This window comes from Thalassospira sp. ER-Se-21-Dark (assembly GCF_017922435.1).
In the GTDB taxonomy this organism is placed as follows: domain Bacteria; phylum Pseudomonadota; class Alphaproteobacteria; order Rhodospirillales; family Thalassospiraceae; genus Thalassospira.
This window is the reverse complement of the sequence record NZ_VDEZ01000006.1, coordinates 46,937-63,734: the sequence shown is the minus strand read 5'-3', so window position 1 is coordinate 63,734 and position 16,798 is coordinate 46,937. Positions and strand designations below refer to the sequence as shown.

The 16,798-nt window shown below is 54.5% G+C and carries 15 protein-coding genes; 7 read left to right on the top strand and 8 right to left on the bottom strand.

The genetic code is table 11. The features are described 5' to 3' along the window. Positions 1-9: 9 nt before the first annotated feature. The 3 genes from FHI25_RS18745 to FHI25_RS18730 all read right to left on the bottom strand — a co-directional run bounded on the left by FHI25_RS18745 (position 10) and on the right by FHI25_RS18730 (position 4,295). On the bottom strand, positions 10-1,137 hold the full coding sequence (locus FHI25_RS18745; protein WP_210520386.1) for an imelysin family protein: 1,128 nt from the start codon (positions 1,135-1,137) through the stop codon (positions 10-12). A 68-nt stretch (positions 1,138-1,205) separates the two neighbouring features. Next, positions 1,206-2,669, bottom strand: a complete 1,464-nt coding sequence (locus FHI25_RS18740; RefSeq protein ID WP_210520384.1) for a di-heme oxidoredictase family protein — start codon at positions 2,667-2,669, stop codon at positions 1,206-1,208. A 357-nt stretch (positions 2,670-3,026) separates the two neighbouring features. Continuing rightward, on the bottom strand, positions 3,027-4,295 hold the full coding sequence (locus tag FHI25_RS18730; protein WP_210520379.1) for an imelysin family protein: 1,269 nt from the start codon (positions 4,293-4,295) through the stop codon (positions 3,027-3,029). 342 nt (positions 4,296-4,637) lie between these two features. Here FHI25_RS18730 and FHI25_RS18725 point away from each other — a divergent pair, with 342 nt between their 5' ends. Then, positions 4,638-5,339 carry a cytochrome b/b6 domain-containing protein gene (locus FHI25_RS18725; protein WP_210520377.1) on the top strand — a complete coding sequence of 234 codons (702 nt, stop codon included), beginning with the start codon at positions 4,638-4,640 and terminating at the stop codon, positions 5,337-5,339. Positions 5,340-5,448: 109 nt separating this feature from the next. On the opposite strand, the gene FHI25_RS18720 is transcribed toward FHI25_RS18725, so the two are convergent. Then, entirely contained in the window at positions 5,449-5,913 is a 465-nt protein-coding gene (locus FHI25_RS18720; protein WP_210520368.1) for a cytochrome c, read from the bottom strand. Between the two features lie 198 nt (positions 5,914-6,111). Here FHI25_RS18720 and FHI25_RS18715 point away from each other — a divergent pair, with 198 nt between their 5' ends. The 4 genes from FHI25_RS18715 (at position 6,112) to FHI25_RS18700 (ending at position 9,904) form a co-directional block, all read left to right on the top strand. Next, positions 6,112-7,662 (top strand): NAD-dependent succinate-semialdehyde dehydrogenase, encoded by a 1,551-nt coding sequence (locus FHI25_RS18715; protein ID WP_246879221.1) that lies wholly within the window; start codon positions 6,112-6,114, stop codon positions 7,660-7,662. Between the two features lie 498 nt (positions 7,663-8,160). Further along, positions 8,161-8,322, top strand: a complete 162-nt coding sequence (locus FHI25_RS18710; RefSeq protein WP_157088485.1) for a hypothetical protein — start codon at positions 8,161-8,163, stop codon at positions 8,320-8,322. 163 nt (positions 8,323-8,485) lie between these two features. Then, positions 8,486-9,274 (top strand): alpha/beta fold hydrolase, encoded by a 789-nt coding sequence (locus tag FHI25_RS18705; RefSeq protein WP_210520366.1) that lies wholly within the window; start codon positions 8,486-8,488, stop codon positions 9,272-9,274. Between the two features lie 15 nt (positions 9,275-9,289). Continuing rightward, on the top strand, positions 9,290-9,904 hold the full coding sequence (locus FHI25_RS18700; protein ID WP_210520364.1) for an NUDIX domain-containing protein: 615 nt from the start codon (positions 9,290-9,292) through the stop codon (positions 9,902-9,904). Positions 9,905-9,911: 7 nt separating this feature from the next. Here FHI25_RS18700 and FHI25_RS18695 read toward each other — a convergent pair whose 3' ends face one another. The 4 genes from FHI25_RS18695 to FHI25_RS18685 all read right to left on the bottom strand — a co-directional run bounded on the left by FHI25_RS18695 (position 9,912) and on the right by FHI25_RS18685 (position 14,156). After that, a complete protein-coding gene (locus FHI25_RS18695) occupies positions 9,912-10,634 on the bottom strand; it encodes an SDR family oxidoreductase (protein WP_210520362.1) in 723 nt (240 codons plus the stop codon). A 157-nt stretch (positions 10,635-10,791) separates the two neighbouring features. After that, positions 10,792-12,081: a polyhydroxyalkanoate depolymerase gene (gene phaZ, locus FHI25_RS18690; RefSeq protein WP_210520359.1), complete on the bottom strand. Its 1,290-nt coding sequence runs from the start codon at positions 12,079-12,081 to the stop codon at positions 10,792-10,794. A 700-nt stretch (positions 12,082-12,781) separates the two neighbouring features. Then, entirely contained in the window at positions 12,782-12,913 is a 132-nt protein-coding gene (locus FHI25_RS20775) for a hypothetical protein (RefSeq protein WP_255356223.1), read from the bottom strand. A 253-nt stretch (positions 12,914-13,166) separates the two neighbouring features. Beyond that, the gene (locus tag FHI25_RS18685) at positions 13,167-14,156 is read right to left on the bottom strand and encodes an AraC family transcriptional regulator (protein WP_064790521.1); all 990 of its coding nucleotides are present in this window, start codon (positions 14,154-14,156) and stop codon (positions 13,167-13,169) included. Positions 14,157-14,432: 276 nt separating this feature from the next. Between FHI25_RS18685 and FHI25_RS18680 the strand changes: the two genes are divergently transcribed. Both FHI25_RS18680 and FHI25_RS18675 read left to right on the top strand, forming a co-directional pair. Further along, the gene (locus FHI25_RS18680; RefSeq protein ID WP_210520357.1) at positions 14,433-15,707 is read left to right on the top strand and encodes an ABC transporter substrate-binding protein; all 1,275 of its coding nucleotides are present in this window, start codon (positions 14,433-14,435) and stop codon (positions 15,705-15,707) included. 167 nt (positions 15,708-15,874) lie between these two features. Beyond that, a complete protein-coding gene (locus FHI25_RS18675; RefSeq protein ID WP_064790522.1) occupies positions 15,875-16,798 on the top strand; it encodes a sugar ABC transporter permease in 924 nt (307 codons plus the stop codon).

Sequence of the window (16,798 nt, the reverse complement as noted above, 5' to 3'; positions counted from 1 at the left end):
GTCTGGGCCCTAGTCACCGTCGAGCGCGTTAAAGCCACCACCAAGCTGGGTATTGCCGCCGACATCGTTTTCAACCAGCATAGTCAGGAAATCAATCTGCCCCTTAAGGTCTGTTAGCACGGCATAGCCATTCGGCTGTTCCAGCACCTCGGCAACAGAGGGCGGGAGCTCTGCCATTGTGTCGCCAACAGTCTGCCAGTTAAGCTTGAATGACCGATCCAGGAGGCTGTTATCAATCAACGCGGCCAGGCCTTTGCCTTCTTCACCGACATCACCCCAGGCACCGTCATAGATAGCAAACAGACCAATCAGGTTATGTTCGATATTACGAAGGGAACGTTTTGAAATCGGGCTTTCCGCACGGCCTGCACTGGCGTCCTCGGCCCCATCGCCAAGCGGACGGGCAAGCTTCTGGCTTGAGATGATCAAAAGCCCTTCATGCAGGGCACGATACAGATCGGTCGCGGCAAACTTGGCAGTGGGATAATCCATGCTGTCCGGTCCCGCATTTTCCATCGCTGTGGCAAATTCCGGCCATTCGGCCTGCAATTCTCCCGAAAGCGTACCAAGGTTGGTGGCAATTGCCGTGCCGTACTGACACAGGAACACGCCATCTTCATCGGCCTCAATCATCTGATCGCCGTGATCATCGGCAAACAGGACTTCCTCAAGTGCTGGGAAGCCTTGAAGTGCTGCACTTGCACCGGAAAGCTTTTCGGGATCGGTATAGGCGGCCGGTTTATCAAACATCAGCTTGCGGAACTGCCGGGCGGCCGTGCCGTGTTTGTCTGGCCAGTATTCGATATGCTGATCACGCCCATTGGCAACCAGCGGCCCCATGCGCCAGGGCTGGATTTCCTGCCAGATAGCCATCGCCGCGTGAAAGGCCGCTTGGGTGTCTTCAAGTCCGTCTTTATCGGGATCTGAACAGAAATCCTTGAACTCGCTGGTCAGATTTTCCGTTGCCGCGTGGAAGTCATCAAGCTTCGGTGGCATCACGGTGCCCAGCAAGTGCGCCAGAACCGGTTGGTAGTTTTCATCGGGAATATCGGCACGGGCATCGGGGCTGATGACACCAACAGCAAGAACGGTGGTGGTCGAAAGCAACAAGGTGCGCCAGCTCGGTTTGCAGAACATATGACTTATCCCGATATTCACGTGATTTGGTATCTGGTTTGGTGTTCGGTCTTGCGACATATACCGCGTCACAATGACTTTAGAAATGCCAACAATTGACTGCGCTCCGATGGTTGCAGCTTTGTGACTGCATCGCGGGCGGTTTCGGCCTCGCCGCCATGCCACAGGATCGCTTCAAGAATGGTTCTCGCCCGGCCGTCATGAAGGAAGCGGGCACGCGGATCAATTTCCTGCGCATGGCCAATCCCCCACAGCGGTGGTGTGCGCCATTCAGTGCCCGATGCCTGTGCCTCTGGCCGGTGATCGGCAAGGCCGTCGCCCATGTCGTGTAACAACAGGTCCGTGTAAGGCCAGATCACCTGCCCGGATTGTTCTGGCATGTCGGCACGTTCGGGCAAGTCATACCTCGGCGTGTGGCAGGATGCACAGTCGACTGCGTCAAAGATCTTTTCGCCCGCCAAAACATCCGCATCATTGGCGTTCTTTCGGATTGGCGGGGCAATGTTGCGCGCGTAATACAGCACCAGATCGGTCATCACCGAATGGACTTCCAGCCCCTCGAACTCATCATCATTGCCATCGGGCGCTGTGATGCAATTCGTTTGCGCAGTCGTGCAATCACCGCTGGCATTTGGATACAGCGGGGTGGAAAGGCCGATATCAAACTGGAACGCATTCTGGTTTTGCTGATCAAGGCTCGGCATCCCCGCCTTCCAGCCAAACCGGCCAATCGCCATCTTGGAATTGGCAATGTCCCAGACCTGATTAAATCGTCCGGATATGCCGTCGCCGTCTTCATCCTGCGGATCACTTGCCGCCATCAGGGCGCTGTCAGGAATGGCTTCCAGCAGCCCAAGCCCGATCATCGGCGGGGCAAGGCGCGGGGACACCATAATGTCGGGATGCAGCGGCGCATAGGCGAGGTCGGTCATCTCGTAGGTTGGGTTGCGCAAGGTAACCGTCTCACCCCCGGCCACAAGAACGTCGGTTGTTGTATAGGTCACCTTGACCCGTCCCTCTGCCTGAATGCCGGGGATCGAGAAATCCTGAAACTGGCCGCCATAAACCGGATCGGGAAGGGTGGCCAGCTTGCCCTCCAGGTGGTCGCGGAGTTGCTCGGCGGTTTGTGGCGGGATGGACAGGCGCAGCAACATCGATGTTGCCCCGGCTTCGCTATCATTTTCGTCAACCGGATGGCCGCGGCCATTGCGGATGTGGCATCCGCTGCAGGCGCGTGAATTAAACAGCGGACCCAAACCATCTGCTGCCTTGGTCCGGGTCGGGGCGGTGACCCATAACCTTTGAAAAAGGGCTTCACCCAGCTTGAAATCAAGCCGCTTTTCAAAGCTCATGTTGGCTGACTGGTGCATGAAGGCATTGCGCCCCTTTGCCCCGGTCCAGCTTGTTTCGCCGCCGGGCATCGCCGGGTCACCGATGGTCTGTGCATTAACGGCGATCGGCGCAATAGCAAGGCCAATGGATGCCAGCCAGAACGGGAATGAAAACAGTGGCGTGAGTGCGGGACGTTTCATGGAAGTCTTCTAATTTTTAGGGTCAGGATCTATTAATTTGGTTTGAATGGTCGCTCAGATTTGTGCGGATACGCGGAGCGAAGCCGCCGGAAGATATATATCTTTCAAGGTTTTGCGACAAAGTAGCCCGTGCAAATCTGAGCGATCCGAAGGACAGAGTTTATGTTTGCAAACTCCGACGTCAAACCCCTCGCGCGGGATACCAACCCGCCCAGCGGGCTTTTCCTTCGATATCACAAACATAAACTCTGCCATTCCAATCAAATTAATAGGTCCTGACCCTAGCCAAAGCAAAACGGCGGGAGAATTCATCCCCCGCCGTTCACAGTCAGTCAGGCAGGTGCCTGATGATCAGGATTAGTTGACAGCAGCCGGGTTGTCGAGGCTGTCAGAACCTTCGAACTCGATACCGTCAATGCCAACCGCAGCAATGATCTGTTCGATCGATTTGGTCTGATCGACAAGCGCATCAACAAAGGACTGAACGACGGCATTGCCATCTTCATTGCCCATGGCAATCAGCTGATCAAAGGCTTCGCCGCCCTGTGCGCGGGTGACCATGACTTTACCGGCAACAACCGATGCTGCCAGCTTGGCGCGCAGTTCGGTGTCCAGTGCCGCGTCATTGGCCGCAACCAGATCAGAAAGCGACGGACCTTCAACAACCGAACCGTCAACACGGGTGTAACGGCCAAGGTAAACGTTCTGGATGCCCAGTGCGTCGTAGAAGTGGCTGTTGTGGGTGTTGTCCGAGAAGCAATCATGCTCTTCTTCCGGATCATGCAGCAGCAGGCCAAGTTTGGTGCGCTCGCCGCCCAGTTCGCCATAAGACAGCGAACCCATGCCGGTCACAATCGCGGTCAGGCCCGGAACGCCATCACCTTCAAGAACGGTTTCGCGTGCTTCGCCGCCTTCGGCCCACTGCGCGGTCATCCATTCAAGATCAGAAACCATCAGATCAACTGCCGCCTGAAGGTATTCACCACGACGGTCGCAATTGCCATTGGTGCAGGCATCACCGGCTGCGTAGTCGGTCCATTTGCGTTCACCAGCACCGGCATCGGTCCCATTGAGGTCCTGACCCCAAAGAAGGAATTCAATCGCGTGGTAGCCAGTGGCAACGTTGGCTTCGACGTCGTCGATTTCATGCAGGCTTTCAAGCAGAGCCGCATCAATGGTCGAGGCATCAATGGTTTCGCCCGAAATGGTCAGGGTCGGGTTGGCAATCACATTGGCGGTGTAAGCCGGGTTTTCTTCGCTTTCTTCGCCATAAAGGCCGGTTTCGACATAGTCGATCAGACCTTCGTCAAGTGGCCAGGCATTTACCTTGCCTTCCCAGTCATCAACAATCGCGTTGCCGAAACGGTAAACTTCGGTCTGCTGATAGGGGGCGCGCGACGCCAGCCATGCTGATTTCGCGGCATCAAAGGTCGAGGCCGACGGATTTGCAACCAGCTCATCAATCGCCGCCCGCAGTTCCTTGGCGGTGATCAGTGAATCTTCGTAACCGGCATGCGCGATATCGGCATAAGTGGTCAGCACGTCTTTGGCGGCCGGTGCGGCATATGCCTGCGCGCCAAGGGTAGTGACCAGTGCGGCCGTACCCAGAATCTTTGCGATCTTCATAGGAGTTCCCATCTATCCCTGAATGGTGAGCCAAGGGCAAAAGCCCCTTCGATCAAGGTGAAAATCCGTCACGCCCAAAGAATGGACGCGCACAGGAACTGTGACCCTGATCACTTTGCTTCCGCCAATTGATACTGCTTGTGAGAATGATTTTCAATTAAAGAATTGCCAATTCGCAAAGTTTTAGGTTTCGGTAATGTGATAACCGTTGGTTGACCCGGCATCCGCGGGCAATTTGTACTGGTATGGAAAATTGATCTGTCTTTAAGTTTCTTGACGGAAACTGCTGTGCGATATTTTCCGCAAATGAATAACCCCTGTTCGTGCAAAGAGAGAGGCCCGATGAGCACCCCGTCCGCAGACGAAAAGAAAGTCAAACTTTGGGATTTCCCGGTTCGCCTGTTTCATTGGGCTCTTGTCGTTGCCATTGTGACGGCCTGGTGGAGCAATCGACAGGTGATGATTGATATCCATGCCCTCGCCGGTTACAGCGTGCTTGCTCTTGTGATCTTTCGTATCATCTGGGGCTTTGTCGGCAGCTCAAACGCCCGCTTTGCCGACTTCCTGACCGGTCCACGCCATGTGATCGGTTATCTCGGAAAATTACCCAAGGGTTCGACCTCTGAGCTGACATATACCGGGCACAACCCGGCCGGTGGTTGGATGGTTTTGGTCATGATTTTGCTGGTCGGGGTGCAAGCGGTATCTGGCCTGTTTGCCAGCGAGGATACCTTCCTGTTCTTTGACGGGCCGCTTGTGGCTTATGTCAGTTCCGATTTTGCCAGCACCATGAACTGGATCCATCACACCAACATCAACCTGATCTATGGGGCCGTCGGCCTGCATGTCTTTGCCGCGTTGTTTTATCTGGTTGTCAAACGCGAAAACCTGATCCGGGCGATTGTGATTGGCACCCGCCGCGTGCCGGCCGAACTGGCAGGGCGCTTTGCAAACATCCGTTTTGCCTCACCGGTGCTGGGGATTGTGATCCTGATTGTCTGTGCACTTGTGGTCTGGGGCGGTGTCACGCTGGCGCGCGGTTAGTTCGGGGCTGCGGATAATAATGACAAAGGCCAACGTTCTGCAGATGGAACGTTGGCCTTTTTGAGTTGCCTGCAAACCCCATGACTGGGCAGGGCCGCAAGATCAAATTTTACTTGGTTCGGAACTCGTCGTGGCAACCTTTGCAGGACTTGCCCAGATTGCCCATCGCAGCGCCCATCGCACCCTTGTCACCAACCGCATCGGCCAGCGCAAGCGCAGCCTGCTTCATTTCCGGGAAGCGGCCAGAGAAATCATCCCAGTTGGTCCAGATATCGGCACTTGCCGTTGTCTTGACGGATGCATCCGGGGTTTGCGGCTCAAACGCCGCCGCGGCAGCCCCCGCTGAAAACGCAATGCCCTTGGCCAGGTTGGCCAGAACCGGATCGGGCAGGGTGCATTCACCCTTCATATAGCAGCCAAGTGTGCCCATCGCGCCGCCGATGCCATCCATCAGCATCTTGCGGTTTTCAACCGCGGCGTTGTCGGATGCTTCATCGGCCTGTGCCATCATCGGGAATGCGGCACCTGCAGTTAAGATCGTGCCGAGGAGACCGGCAAAAAGGAGCTTCTTCATCTTGGGTTCTCTCTCCAAAACGCGTTAAAGTGTCTCTCTGAGTGCAGCGTTCAGTTTAGTTTTTTATATTGAGATGTAAGCACGTTATTGCCATTAGCCCGCCGCAAGGCTTAGTGTCCCAGCAGTGCCCCCGAAACTGTAATCACAAGCGCGTGATCACCAAAGTTTTTGTTATTGCGTGCCAAGGAAGTCCCGCCCATGTCCGCTGCCACCCGGAATAATTCACCCTCCGCATCATCCGCCCCGGATCCACAGGCCAATGAGACCCTCATTCGCGAGGGACGCGCGCGTGCACGGGCCCTTATCCGCGACTGGAACCTTAAACATGCCTATATTAACGGGGAATGGCGGGCCGCCGACAGTCGTGAAACGCTGGACGTGATCGACCCGGCCAAGGGTGACGTGATTGGCACAGTGCCATTTATGCGCACATCCGAGGCCCGACAGGCAATTGACGCCGCCCACGCGGCCTTTCCGGCATGGTCGCGCATGCTGGCACGTGAACGGGCGGATATCTTGCGCCGCTGGCGTGACTTGCTTGAAACCCATCAGGAAGACTTGGCAGCCCTGATCACCCTTGAACAGGGAAAGCCGCTTGATCAGGCGCTGCGCGAAGTGGTCGGTGCGATTGCCTATGCCGAATGGTATGGCGAAGAAGCCAAGCGCGCCTATGGCCAAACCATGCCCGCAACCCAGCGCGATCGTCGCGTTGTTGTGCAAAAACATCCCGTAGGTGTGGTCGCGGCGATTACGCCCTGGAATTTCCCGCTGACCATGGTGGTGCGCAAATGTGCGCCGGCATTGGCGGCGGGCTGTACCGTGATTGTCAAACCGGCCGAGGATACCCCGCTTTCGGCATTGGCAGCCGCCAAGCTGGCCGAACAGGCCGGGTTCCCGCCTGGTGTGTTTAACGTCGTGACCGGTTTGCCCCATCCGATAGGCGAGGCCCTTACAGGCGATCAGCGCGTTCGGATGCTGTCGTTCACTGGCTCAACCTCGGTGGGCAAACGGTTGATGGAACAATGCGCGCCGACGATGAAAAAACTGTCGCTGGAACTCGGAGGCAATGCGCCTTTTATTGTCATGGATGATGCTGATCTTGCTGCGGCCGTTGCTGGCGCGATGATTTCAAAGTTCCGCAACAGTGGCCAGACCTGCGTTTGTGCCAACCGCATTTTCGTCCAGGACGGTGTCTATGATGCCTTTGTCGAAAAGTTCGTTACCGCCAGCAAGGCACAGACCATTGGCAATGGATTTGTGCCCGGCACGGAATTGGGGCCACTGATCAACCGCCAGGCGGTGGCGAAGGTCGAACGCCTTGTCGCTGATGCCCAAAAACGCGGTGCGAACCTGATTTATTGCGCGCCCTTGCCCGAGGAAGGCTTTTTCACCCGGCCACTTGTGATGACCGATGTGCCCGATGATGCGGATTGCTTTGACGAGGAACTGTTTGCCCCGGTGGCGCCGATCTATCGGTTTGGCACCGAAGATGACGTGATCACACTTGCCAATCGGGTGCGCACCGGACTGTCTTCTTATATCTACAGTCGCGATATCGGGCGTATCCAACGGCTTGCCGATCGTCTGGAAGTCGGTGTGGTCGGCATCAATGATGGCACCACCAGCCACGAAGGTGCGCCGTTTGGCGGGGTCAAGGAAAGTGGTCAGGGCCGCGAAGGCGGTCATTGGGGGCTTGAGGAATATCTCGAACCCAAATACCTCAATTACGCCCTTAAGTCGGGCAACTGACGGCGTGTAAAGAACACCCGGATAGGCGGATCGTAAAACGGCAATATCCTGATCGGGTATTGCCGTTTTCTGCTTTTGGATGAGCTATGCAAAATTGTGCGGTGTGACTCTGGCGAAAATATCTGCAATTTTGACCGTATTTGGCGAAAAATCGATCTGCACCAAGTATTTTTTGATGATTTTTCTTCTGCCTAGGACTTGAAATATCATCGGGCAGAGCATCTTCATATTAGGATCATCATAGATTTGGCGGGATGTTAAGGGTTTCAGAGTGTGAAAATGTGAGCAAAACGAACGCCTTATTTGTCATGATACAAATATGTGAAATATGCATGACGAAATTATCTCATTGCCGATCATAGGTATGCGTTGAGTGCATGTTTGGGGTGATAAAACTCTTCTCGTCGGTATGATCAAACAGGCGTACACCGGGTTTAACGAAACACACAGCGAAACCCCGGCGGGAATAACGCCGGATGCTTTTAAGAGGAAACGGACATGAAAATGTATCGTGATTATGACCTGGTTGCCCTGCAGCGCGAAGCTGAACATCTCCGTGCACAGGCTATGCGTCAGATGCTTGTTGCACTGGTACGCAAAGTTGGTGCCCTGTTTGGCGCACACAACAAACCCCACGGTGGTGTTGCTGCTGGCGCATAATTGCGCAGCCAACCACACCCTGCGACCGTTCAATCGGTACGCTTAAAAACGCCTCCGCATCTCGTTGTTGCGGAGGTGTTTTTGTTTGGGCACTTCACCTTCGCAGTTTGCACCGCTATTAAGGGGGATCGACCCCGTTCGAATTGCGCAGAAGTTGGTCTTTATGAAACTTGCCCATTACGCCTTTGGCGAAGAAAACCGTGACAACGGCACCATCGTGATTGTCCATGGCCTGTTTGGTCAGGCCCGCAACTGGACGGCCATCGCACGGCGACTGGCGGAAAAGTATCACGTTGTTACCGCTGATTTGCGAAATCACGGACGCTCCAACTGGGACGCGGAAATGACCTATCCGGCCATGGCGGCCGATCTGGCCGAACTGATCAGTGAAGTATCCGATAAACCGGTGCATCTGGTCGGGCATTCGATGGGCGGCAAGGCATCGATGGTGCTTTCCCTTTCGGCCGATGCCGGTTTGGTTGCCGATCTGGTCGTGGTCGATATTGCCCCGGTTTCCTATGACCATGATTATAGCGGCTATATCAGCGCCATGCGCGATGTCGACTTTTTCACCATTTCGCGCCGCTCCGAGGTCGAAGACGCCTTGTCTTCTGGCGTATCGGAAAAGGGCGTGCGTCAATTCCTTGCCCAGAATGTCGCGACAGACAAGGAAACGGGTGCGATGTCATGGCAGGTCAACATTGATGCCATGGCCAATCATCTTGACGATATCATCGGTTGGCCAACGGACGGGCTTGCCGATCAGTATGATGGCGATGTCCTGTTTATTTCGGGTGCCAACTCGCACTATGTCGATCCCAAGGACCGCGATCACATCAAGTCGCTTTTCCCCAAGGCGACCTTTACCAGCATCAAGGGCGCTGGCCACTGGGTGCATGCCGAGAAACCCGATGCCGTGCTTTTGACCCTTTCTGCCTTCCTGAAACGCTAGTCCGGTGACGCCATCATGTTCGATCTGCCCAAAGGTTGGTCTCTTTCCGATCAGGATCACGTCCGTGTCAGTGATATCGAATGTCTGTCGGACAACTGGTATTGGCTTTATCGCGTCAGCTTTGATCTGAAACGATCAGATGGATCATGGCAAAGCCAGACGCGCGAAGCTTATGAACGTGGCAATGGGGCGGGCATCCTTCTTTATAACCGCATGGATCGTACCGTTATCCTCACCCGACAGTTTCGCCTGCCAAGCTTTGTCAATGGCAACCAAGACGGCATGTTGATCGAAGTGCCAGCAGGTGTGCTTGATGATCGTGATCCGGCTGCAGCCGTCATTGCCGAGGTCGAAGAAGAAACCGGCTATAAGATCGGAAAGCCCCGTCAGGTCTTTGACCTGTTCATGAGCCCGGGATCCGTCACCGAACGTTTGCATTTGTTCATTGCCGAAGTCACCCGCGATCACCGCGAAGGCGATGGTGGTGGCCTGCATGAAGAGGGCGAGGATATCCATGTGCTTGAGATCGGCTTTGACGACATCATTCCGATGATGGCCGATGGACGTATCCGCGATGCCAAGACCATTATCCTGTTACAGCATGCCCTTCTGACCAAGCTGTTTGATTAAGCCCGCTTTACCAAGGCAGCTCTGTACGATCATAGGCAAAGAACCCGCCCGATTGCGGGGCCTCAAGCTGATCAATAACGTTCAGCATATTAGCCGTGGCCTCATCCGGGCTTTGTACTTTCAGCCCTGATTTGGCAAACGGGCCGGAAAGGCCGGTATCGACCGTGCCGGGATGAAGGGCCACGCAAACGCAATCACGCTTGTTCCGCCCGATTTCAATCGCGGTGCATTTGACCAGCTGATTAAGCGCTGCCTTGGCCGCACGGTACCCATACCAGCCCCCCATACGGTTATCACCAATGCTGCCAACCTTGGCCGACAGGGTGGCAAACACCGATTTGCCTGAACGCGGCAGCATTGGGCAGAAATGCTTCATCAAAAGCGCCGGGCCAATCGCGTTGATCTGAAACTGCTTGGCCATGTAGTCGGCATCAATGTGGCGCAGGGATTTTTCCGGCTGGAAGTTCTCGTCATGCAGATATCCCGTCGCATCAATGATCAGGCGTACCTCGCCACCAAGCGTTTTGACATAATCCGCACACTCGGCGACGGTTTCCGGGCGATCAAAATCAAGGGCAGGGCTGCTGGTTCGCGAAAGCGCGATCACCCCGGAAAACCGCCCGCTGGCCTGCAAATGATCGACAAAGGCCTTTCCGATTCCGCCTGTTGCGCCACAGACGACGGCAAGGCTGTCTTTTGGAAAAGAGTCAAATGTCGTCAAGCTGGTCATGGTGGTGGGCTCAGTCGTTGTTTCGCTGTTTAAGGCTTTACGCGTTGCCGTGAAGGGCGGTTCACCTGTGTCTTTTTGTCATTGGCAGTAATCCGCTCAAACAAAAAAAGCCGCCTGTTTTTATGCAGGCGGCTTTTGATATGGTTGCGGTTAGGTGTTATTCGGCCGCGTTGATGTGCGTGACATTGGGGGCGCTGCGCGCACCTTTGCCTTCGTGATCGTGACGGCGGATGAATTCCTTGATCCGCGGGCTGATCTGTTCACGCCAGCGACGCCCGTTAAAGACACCGTAATGGCCGACACCCTGCTGAAGATGATGCATGCGCATATTGTCAGGCAGATTGGTGGTCAGTTTGTGGGCCGCGCGGGTCTGTCCCATGCCGGTAATGTCATCACGTTCGCCTTCAACGGTCAGAAGGGCCGTTTTGGTGATGGCGGATGGATCAACCGGAACGCCCTGCCAGCGCATCGTACCTTCGGGCAGGCTGTGTTCGTGGAACACGACCTTCAGCGTCTGCAGGTAAAACTCGGCTGTCATATCCATGACCGCCAGATATTCCTGATAGAAATGACGCTTGGCATCGGCACTTTCGCCGTCACCTTCGACAAGGTGATTGAACATGTCGTGATGGGCGGAAACGTGACGATCCCAGTTCATGCTCATGAAGCCTGCAAGCTGCATAAAGCCCGGGTAAACCCGGCGCATCACACCCGCATGCGGCAGGGGCACATGCGAAATCACATGCTGCTCAAACCAGTCAAGGGTATGTTGCTTGGCGAACTTGTTGACCTCGGTCGGGTTTTCGCGGGTATCAATCGGGCCCCCCATCAGGGTCATCGATGCTGGCTGGCAGGCTTCGTTGCCTGCTGCCATCAGGGATGCTGCGGCAACCACTGGGACAGATGGCTGGCAAACGGCCATCATATGCGTGTTCGGGCCAAGCTTGCGCAGGAAGCGCATCAGATAATCGATATAGCTATCCAGATCGAAATGGCCGAGATGGACTGGCACCAGACGGGCGTCAATCCAGTCGGTGATATAGACATCATGATCGGGCAGAAGTGCTTCGACCGTGCCGCGCAGAAGCGTTGAAAAGTGCCCGGAAAGGGGGGCTACAATCAACAGTCGCGGGTCATCGGGCTGTGTTTTCAGATGGTCGGTTTCGCGCTTGAAATGCAACAGGTTGCAAAAAGCTTCCCTGTGGACAATTTCTTCGGTGACCGGCACGGTTTCGCCGTTGATCACCGTCGTGTCCAGACCGAATTCCGGTTTGCCGTAACGATGGGTAATATGCGTGAACACGTCACACGCTGCGGCCGCTGCCCGACCCTGATGGGTATAGGACATTGGATTGGCCGGATTGCGCAGCCACTTCTTGCTGGCATCTGCGGCCATGCGAAGCGGGCTTATTGTGGCGTGCTGCAATTCATAAAGGTGATACAGCATTTATTCTCACTCCCGGGTGACCGACAAAGGTTTAAGTGGCCACCGACCTGGTTTACGGCATTTCACCCTGTTTTATCCGCGTACAGCGTACCTGCGCGCGTAATGTGGCTTGTTTCAGAATTCCGGTCTGGACGAGTAATTTCCGTTGGCCGATCTGACGCCCGTTACTCAATATCTGGGGATCAGCGTTCTGAAATCCAATTGTTGCTTCAAAGCCTACTTGAGTTCCGCAGACAAGCAATAGCCATAAAGTATGAGGAAATGACGAATTATCTTTTTTCACCCTGATTCAAACGAAATTTTGCCGGTTTGTCGAGTGAAATTTTGCAATGCAGCGTAAACTGTTGCGATGCAATAAAAAGTTTTTGGCATGTAACGTTGGAGCTTGGCGGTCGATTGACAGAGAAATGTGAGGAAGGCTCACATTTTCTATTGGGGTAAATCTGGTGCCGGGTACGTGCAAATCAAAAAAAAGCGCCGCTATTGGGGAAATAGCGGCGCCAGTAGGCGGAGTATGCGGAAAGCATTATTGCGGTCCATGAGGCCCCATGGGGAAGACCGGGCGTAGGGAAGATCTGACCGACAGGCAGGACAGGGTTTGGGTGCGGGGTTGCCTGCCGGTCAGACGCCCGTGATGGACAAAAGCTGGGTGGCTTATGGTCCGGGCCTCAGAAACACAAATAACGTGTGTTGGGAATTCCTAGACAAGACCGCGAAGGGTCTGGGCCATACCAAGTCCGATCACAAACAGGAAAAATCCTGTGCTGCCGACAACAGCGACTGTGCTGCAAAGCTCGTTTAAGCGGGTCGGGTTCTCGATCAGTTTCAGCATGGTGTGTCCTCCTCAATCTGTCTGAGGAAACCATACTGTTCTGATTTTGTTCTCGCAAGAACAAAATTGGAACAAAATGCAGGCGTCTATATTAAGTGATTGAATTTAAATATAAAGATTGCGTTCTCAAATGTTCTCTTTTTTTGGTGAGAATGAGAACATTCACGTCAAAGGGGGGAGACTCGGGTTTAATCAAATCCGCAGAAAACAGTACCTTTGCGCGAGTCTTGATAAAATGAACGCCGATGTTCTTTTACTCGGCCGCATCAATCGTTGCTGCCGGGATGGCTGTGCGTGACGGGATGCCATCAACTTCGCTTGGAAGCGGTCGGGCGGGAACGGCACCTGCGACTGCGGCCGGTGTCGGCGGATGATCGGGGAACTGGCCATGAACCCGGATGTTCTCGCGATAGGCATTGGCCGATTTGCCGCGATATTGCCGGAAGCGACGATTGAAGTTGGACAGGTTGGGAAAGCCGTTATTTTCCGCAATCTGGTAAATCGGCAGATCGGTGCGTGACAACTGAACGCACGCCCGCGAGATGCGGTATTCGTTCAAATATTCCACCACGCTGCGCCCGGTGTAGCGTTTGAACAGACGATAGAAGCTGCTTTCACTTACACCCGCGACATCGGCCAGGGCAGAAACGCGCAACGGTTCAGCGTGATGGGCATGGATGAAGGCAAGGGCGCGGTCAACCCGGATCGATTCACTGTTGTGACCAGCCTCGCCCCGGAAATTGGCGGATGCCAAGGGGCGGTCGATCCCGGCCAGAAGGGTTTCCAGCATTTCAATCATCAGGATGAAGCGTGCGCGTGGTTTGGCACTATCAAGCTTGGGGCAGATACTCTCCACCTTGGCAACAGCGTCTTCGGTAAAGGAAAGACCACGGCGTGCCCGATCAAACAATTCGTGGAAGTCGGCAAATTCGACAAAGTCATGGGTCAGGTTCTGCACCCATTCCTGAGACAGCCACATGACATAAACTTCAATCGGGCGGGACGGGTCGATACGTTTGCATTCCCACAAATGGGGCAGGTTGGGGCCGACCATGGCAAAGTCGATACCATCGAAATCCTGACGATGATCACCAATCAGACGCGACCCTTTGGCGTTGAGCGTCAGGGTCATTTCATATTCCGGGTGCTGGTGCCAGTTACAGCGGAAATCATCCCAGACATAATGGAAATAACCCCAGCTATATCCATCTGGATTGGTAATTCGTTCCTGGATGATTCGCATTTTAACCCGTCAATTGTAGGACTATTGGCGTTGAATTTGCAGAATAGTATCATCCTTTGAAGGATATGACACTTTGAAAAGGTCATATCAGGCGTATCCTTTTTCAATCGGATGGTTCCGCGCCGGGAAAGCAAAATCCGAATTGATTGTAGCCAAATAGTGCGACTGGGGTTCTGGCGCGGAACCCATCCTGCACAGAAATACGTCCAATAAGAACAAACAAGGCAGCCGCCGAAAGGCTGCATGGAAAACAAACATCAATATAGGGAGGTCTCCATGACCTTGATGAAAAAGTTGCTCGCGACTGCGGGCGTCTTTGGCGCAGCCATCACCATCGCCGGGTCGGCACATGCAGCCAAAATTTCGATTTCGTGTGGCGCGGTTGGTCAGGAACTTGCGTTGTGTCAGGAAGGTGTCGATGCTTGGGCGGCCAAAACCGGTAACGAGGTTTCGGTGATTTCCACTCCGAACTCCACCACCGAACGTCTGGCCCTTTACCAGCAAATTCTGGCCGCCGGTTCGGCCGATATCGACGTCTTTCAGATCGATGTGATCTGGCCGGGTATTCTTGGTAATCACTTCATTGATCTGAACGATCATATGGCCGAAGAGGCCAAAGCACACTTTGAAGCCATTGTTGCCAACAACACCTTCGAAGATCGTCTGGTTGCCATGCCGTGGTACACCGATGCAGGTGTTCTTTATTACCGCAAGGATCTTCTGGAAAAGTACGGTGAGCCCGTCCCGGAAACCTGGGAACAACTGACCGCGACGGCCCAGAAAATTCAGGAAGGCGAACGCAAGGCTGGCAACGACAAGATGTGGGGCCATGTGTTCCAGGGCCGTGCGTATGAAGGCCTGACCTGCGACGCGCTGGAATGGGTTGTTTCCTATAACGGAGGATCGGTTGTTGAGCCAAATGGCGACATTTCGATCAATAACGATGCCGCCAAGGAAGCCATCCGCACTGCTGCGGGCTGGGTAGGTACGATTTCGCCGGAAGGTGTTCTTGGTTATGCCGAAGAAGAAGCACGTGGTGTGTTCCAGTCGGGCAACTCGGTCTTCATGCGCAACTGGCCTTATGCCTGGTCGCTGGCAAACTCTGCTGACAGCCCGGTCAAAGGCAAGGTCGGTGTCGCTGCCCTGCCAAAGGGTGGTGAAGATGGCCGTTCGGCAGCAGCCCTTGGCGGTTGGCAGCTCTCAGTTTCCAAATATTCCGAAAACCCTGAACTTGCCGCAGACCTTGTGAAGTTCCTGACCTCCTATGAGGAACAGAAACGCCGTGCCATCAAAGGGTCCTATAATCCGACGATTGCCGATCTCTATCAGGACGAAGAAGTTCTTTCGGCTAACCCGTTCTTTGGCGATCTTTATGACACCTTTGTCAATGCCGCACCGCGTCCGTCAACTGTGACCGGTTCAAACTATAACAAGGTTTCAAGCGAGTTCTGGCAGGCTGTTCATAGTGCCCTTTCTGGCAACCAGACTGCTGATGAGGCCCTTACCGGGCTTGAACGTAGCCTTAAACGCATCAAGCGTTCCGGTTGGTAACGCCCATCCGTCGGGCGGGGCGTCAAAACACGACGCTCCGCCGACGGACACAAGGCCGGGTTGCTGCGATGAACGCATCCGAAGTAGCGGCTGTTAACATCGGAAAACGGCAAGCCGGGTAACTGACGGGCATTGCTCCGTCTGACTTCAATATCAAGAGCAGTAACATGGCGCAGGTTTCGTCCCTGACACGTTCAAGACGGCGTTCGGCCTGGTTGTTCCTGACCCCGATGCTGGTCATTCTGGCCGCAGTGGCAGGCTGGCCCTTGCTTCGAACGTTTATCTTCGGCTTTACCGATGCAAATCTGTCTGATCTTGGCAGCTACGGCTTTATCGGGTTTGAGAATTTCTATGCCGTTTATGACGGCGAGACATTTGGGCTTCTGGCTGATCCGGAATGGTGGCAGGCGGTCTGGAATACGATTTATTTCTCGGTGATTTCGGTCTCGCTTGAGACGGTTCTGGGCATCATTGTTGCCCTTGTCCTCAATCAGGAATTCAAGGGGCGCGCGCTTGTCCGTGCTGCTGTTCTGATTCCGTGGGCAATTCCGACGATTGTGTCAGCCAAGATGTGGAACTGGATGCTTCATGATCAGTTCGGCATCATCAATGACCTGTTCATTGCTCTTGGCTTTATCGACGCACCGATCGCATGGACGGCCAATCCGCAAATGGCGATGGCCGCCGTCATCATGGTCGATGTCTGGAAAACGACGCCATTTATGGCGCTTTTGACACTCGCAGCCCTTCAGATGTTGCCAAGTGACTGTTACGAAGCCGCCAAGGTCGATGGCATTCACCCGGTCAAGGTGTTCTTCAAGGTGACCTTGCCGCTGATCAAGCCAGCCCTGATGGTTGCGGTTATCTTCCGTGCGCTTGATGCTCTTCGGGTGTTTGACGTGATTTACGTGCTGACGCCGAACAATCCCAACACCATGACCATGTCGGTCTATGCCCGACAGATATTGGTCGATTTTCAGGAAGTTGGATATGGCTCTGCCGCATCCACACTGCTGTTCCTGGTAATCGCGTTTTGCATCATGGCTTATATCATGATTGGCCGTGTGCGCCTTGATGAAGGGGGGCACTAA

Bases quoted from the DNA above. Each gene is read 5' to 3' on its own strand.
- phaZ (WP_210520359.1), bottom strand. From the start codon at position 12,081: ATGCTGTATCACCTTTATGAATTGCAGCACGCCACAATAAGCCCGCTT.
- FHI25_RS18745 (WP_210520386.1), bottom strand. From the start codon at position 1,137: ATGTTCTGCAAACCGAGCTGGCGCACCTTGTTGCTTTCGACCACCACC.
- FHI25_RS18725 (WP_210520377.1), top strand. From the start codon at position 4,638: ATGAGCACCCCGTCCGCAGACGAAAAGAAAGTCAAACTTTGGGATTTC.
- FHI25_RS18685 (WP_064790521.1), bottom strand. From the start codon at position 14,156: ATGCGAATCATCCAGGAACGAATTACCAATCCAGATGGATATAGCTGG.
- FHI25_RS18730 (WP_210520379.1), bottom strand. From the start codon at position 4,295: ATGAAGATCGCAAAGATTCTGGGTACGGCCGCACTGGTCACTACCCTT.
- FHI25_RS18740 (WP_210520384.1), bottom strand. From the start codon at position 2,669: ATGAAACGTCCCGCACTCACGCCACTGTTTTCATTCCCGTTCTGGCTG.
- FHI25_RS20775 (WP_255356223.1), bottom strand. From the start codon at position 12,913: ATGCTGAAACTGATCGAGAACCCGACCCGCTTAAACGAGCTTTGCAGC.
- FHI25_RS18710 (WP_157088485.1), top strand. From the start codon at position 8,161: ATGAAAATGTATCGTGATTATGACCTGGTTGCCCTGCAGCGCGAAGCT.
- FHI25_RS18675 (WP_064790522.1), top strand. From the start codon at position 15,875: ATGGCGCAGGTTTCGTCCCTGACACGTTCAAGACGGCGTTCGGCCTGG.
- FHI25_RS18720 (WP_210520368.1), bottom strand. From the start codon at position 5,913: ATGAAGAAGCTCCTTTTTGCCGGTCTCCTCGGCACGATCTTAACTGCA.
- FHI25_RS18715 (WP_246879221.1), top strand. From the start codon at position 6,112: ATGTCCGCTGCCACCCGGAATAATTCACCCTCCGCATCATCCGCCCCG.
- FHI25_RS18705 (WP_210520366.1), top strand. From the start codon at position 8,486: ATGAAACTTGCCCATTACGCCTTTGGCGAAGAAAACCGTGACAACGGC.
- FHI25_RS18695 (WP_210520362.1), bottom strand. From the start codon at position 10,634: ATGACCAGCTTGACGACATTTGACTCTTTTCCAAAAGACAGCCTTGCC.
- FHI25_RS18700 (WP_210520364.1), top strand. From the start codon at position 9,290: ATGTTCGATCTGCCCAAAGGTTGGTCTCTTTCCGATCAGGATCACGTC.
- FHI25_RS18680 (WP_210520357.1), top strand. From the start codon at position 14,433: ATGACCTTGATGAAAAAGTTGCTCGCGACTGCGGGCGTCTTTGGCGCA.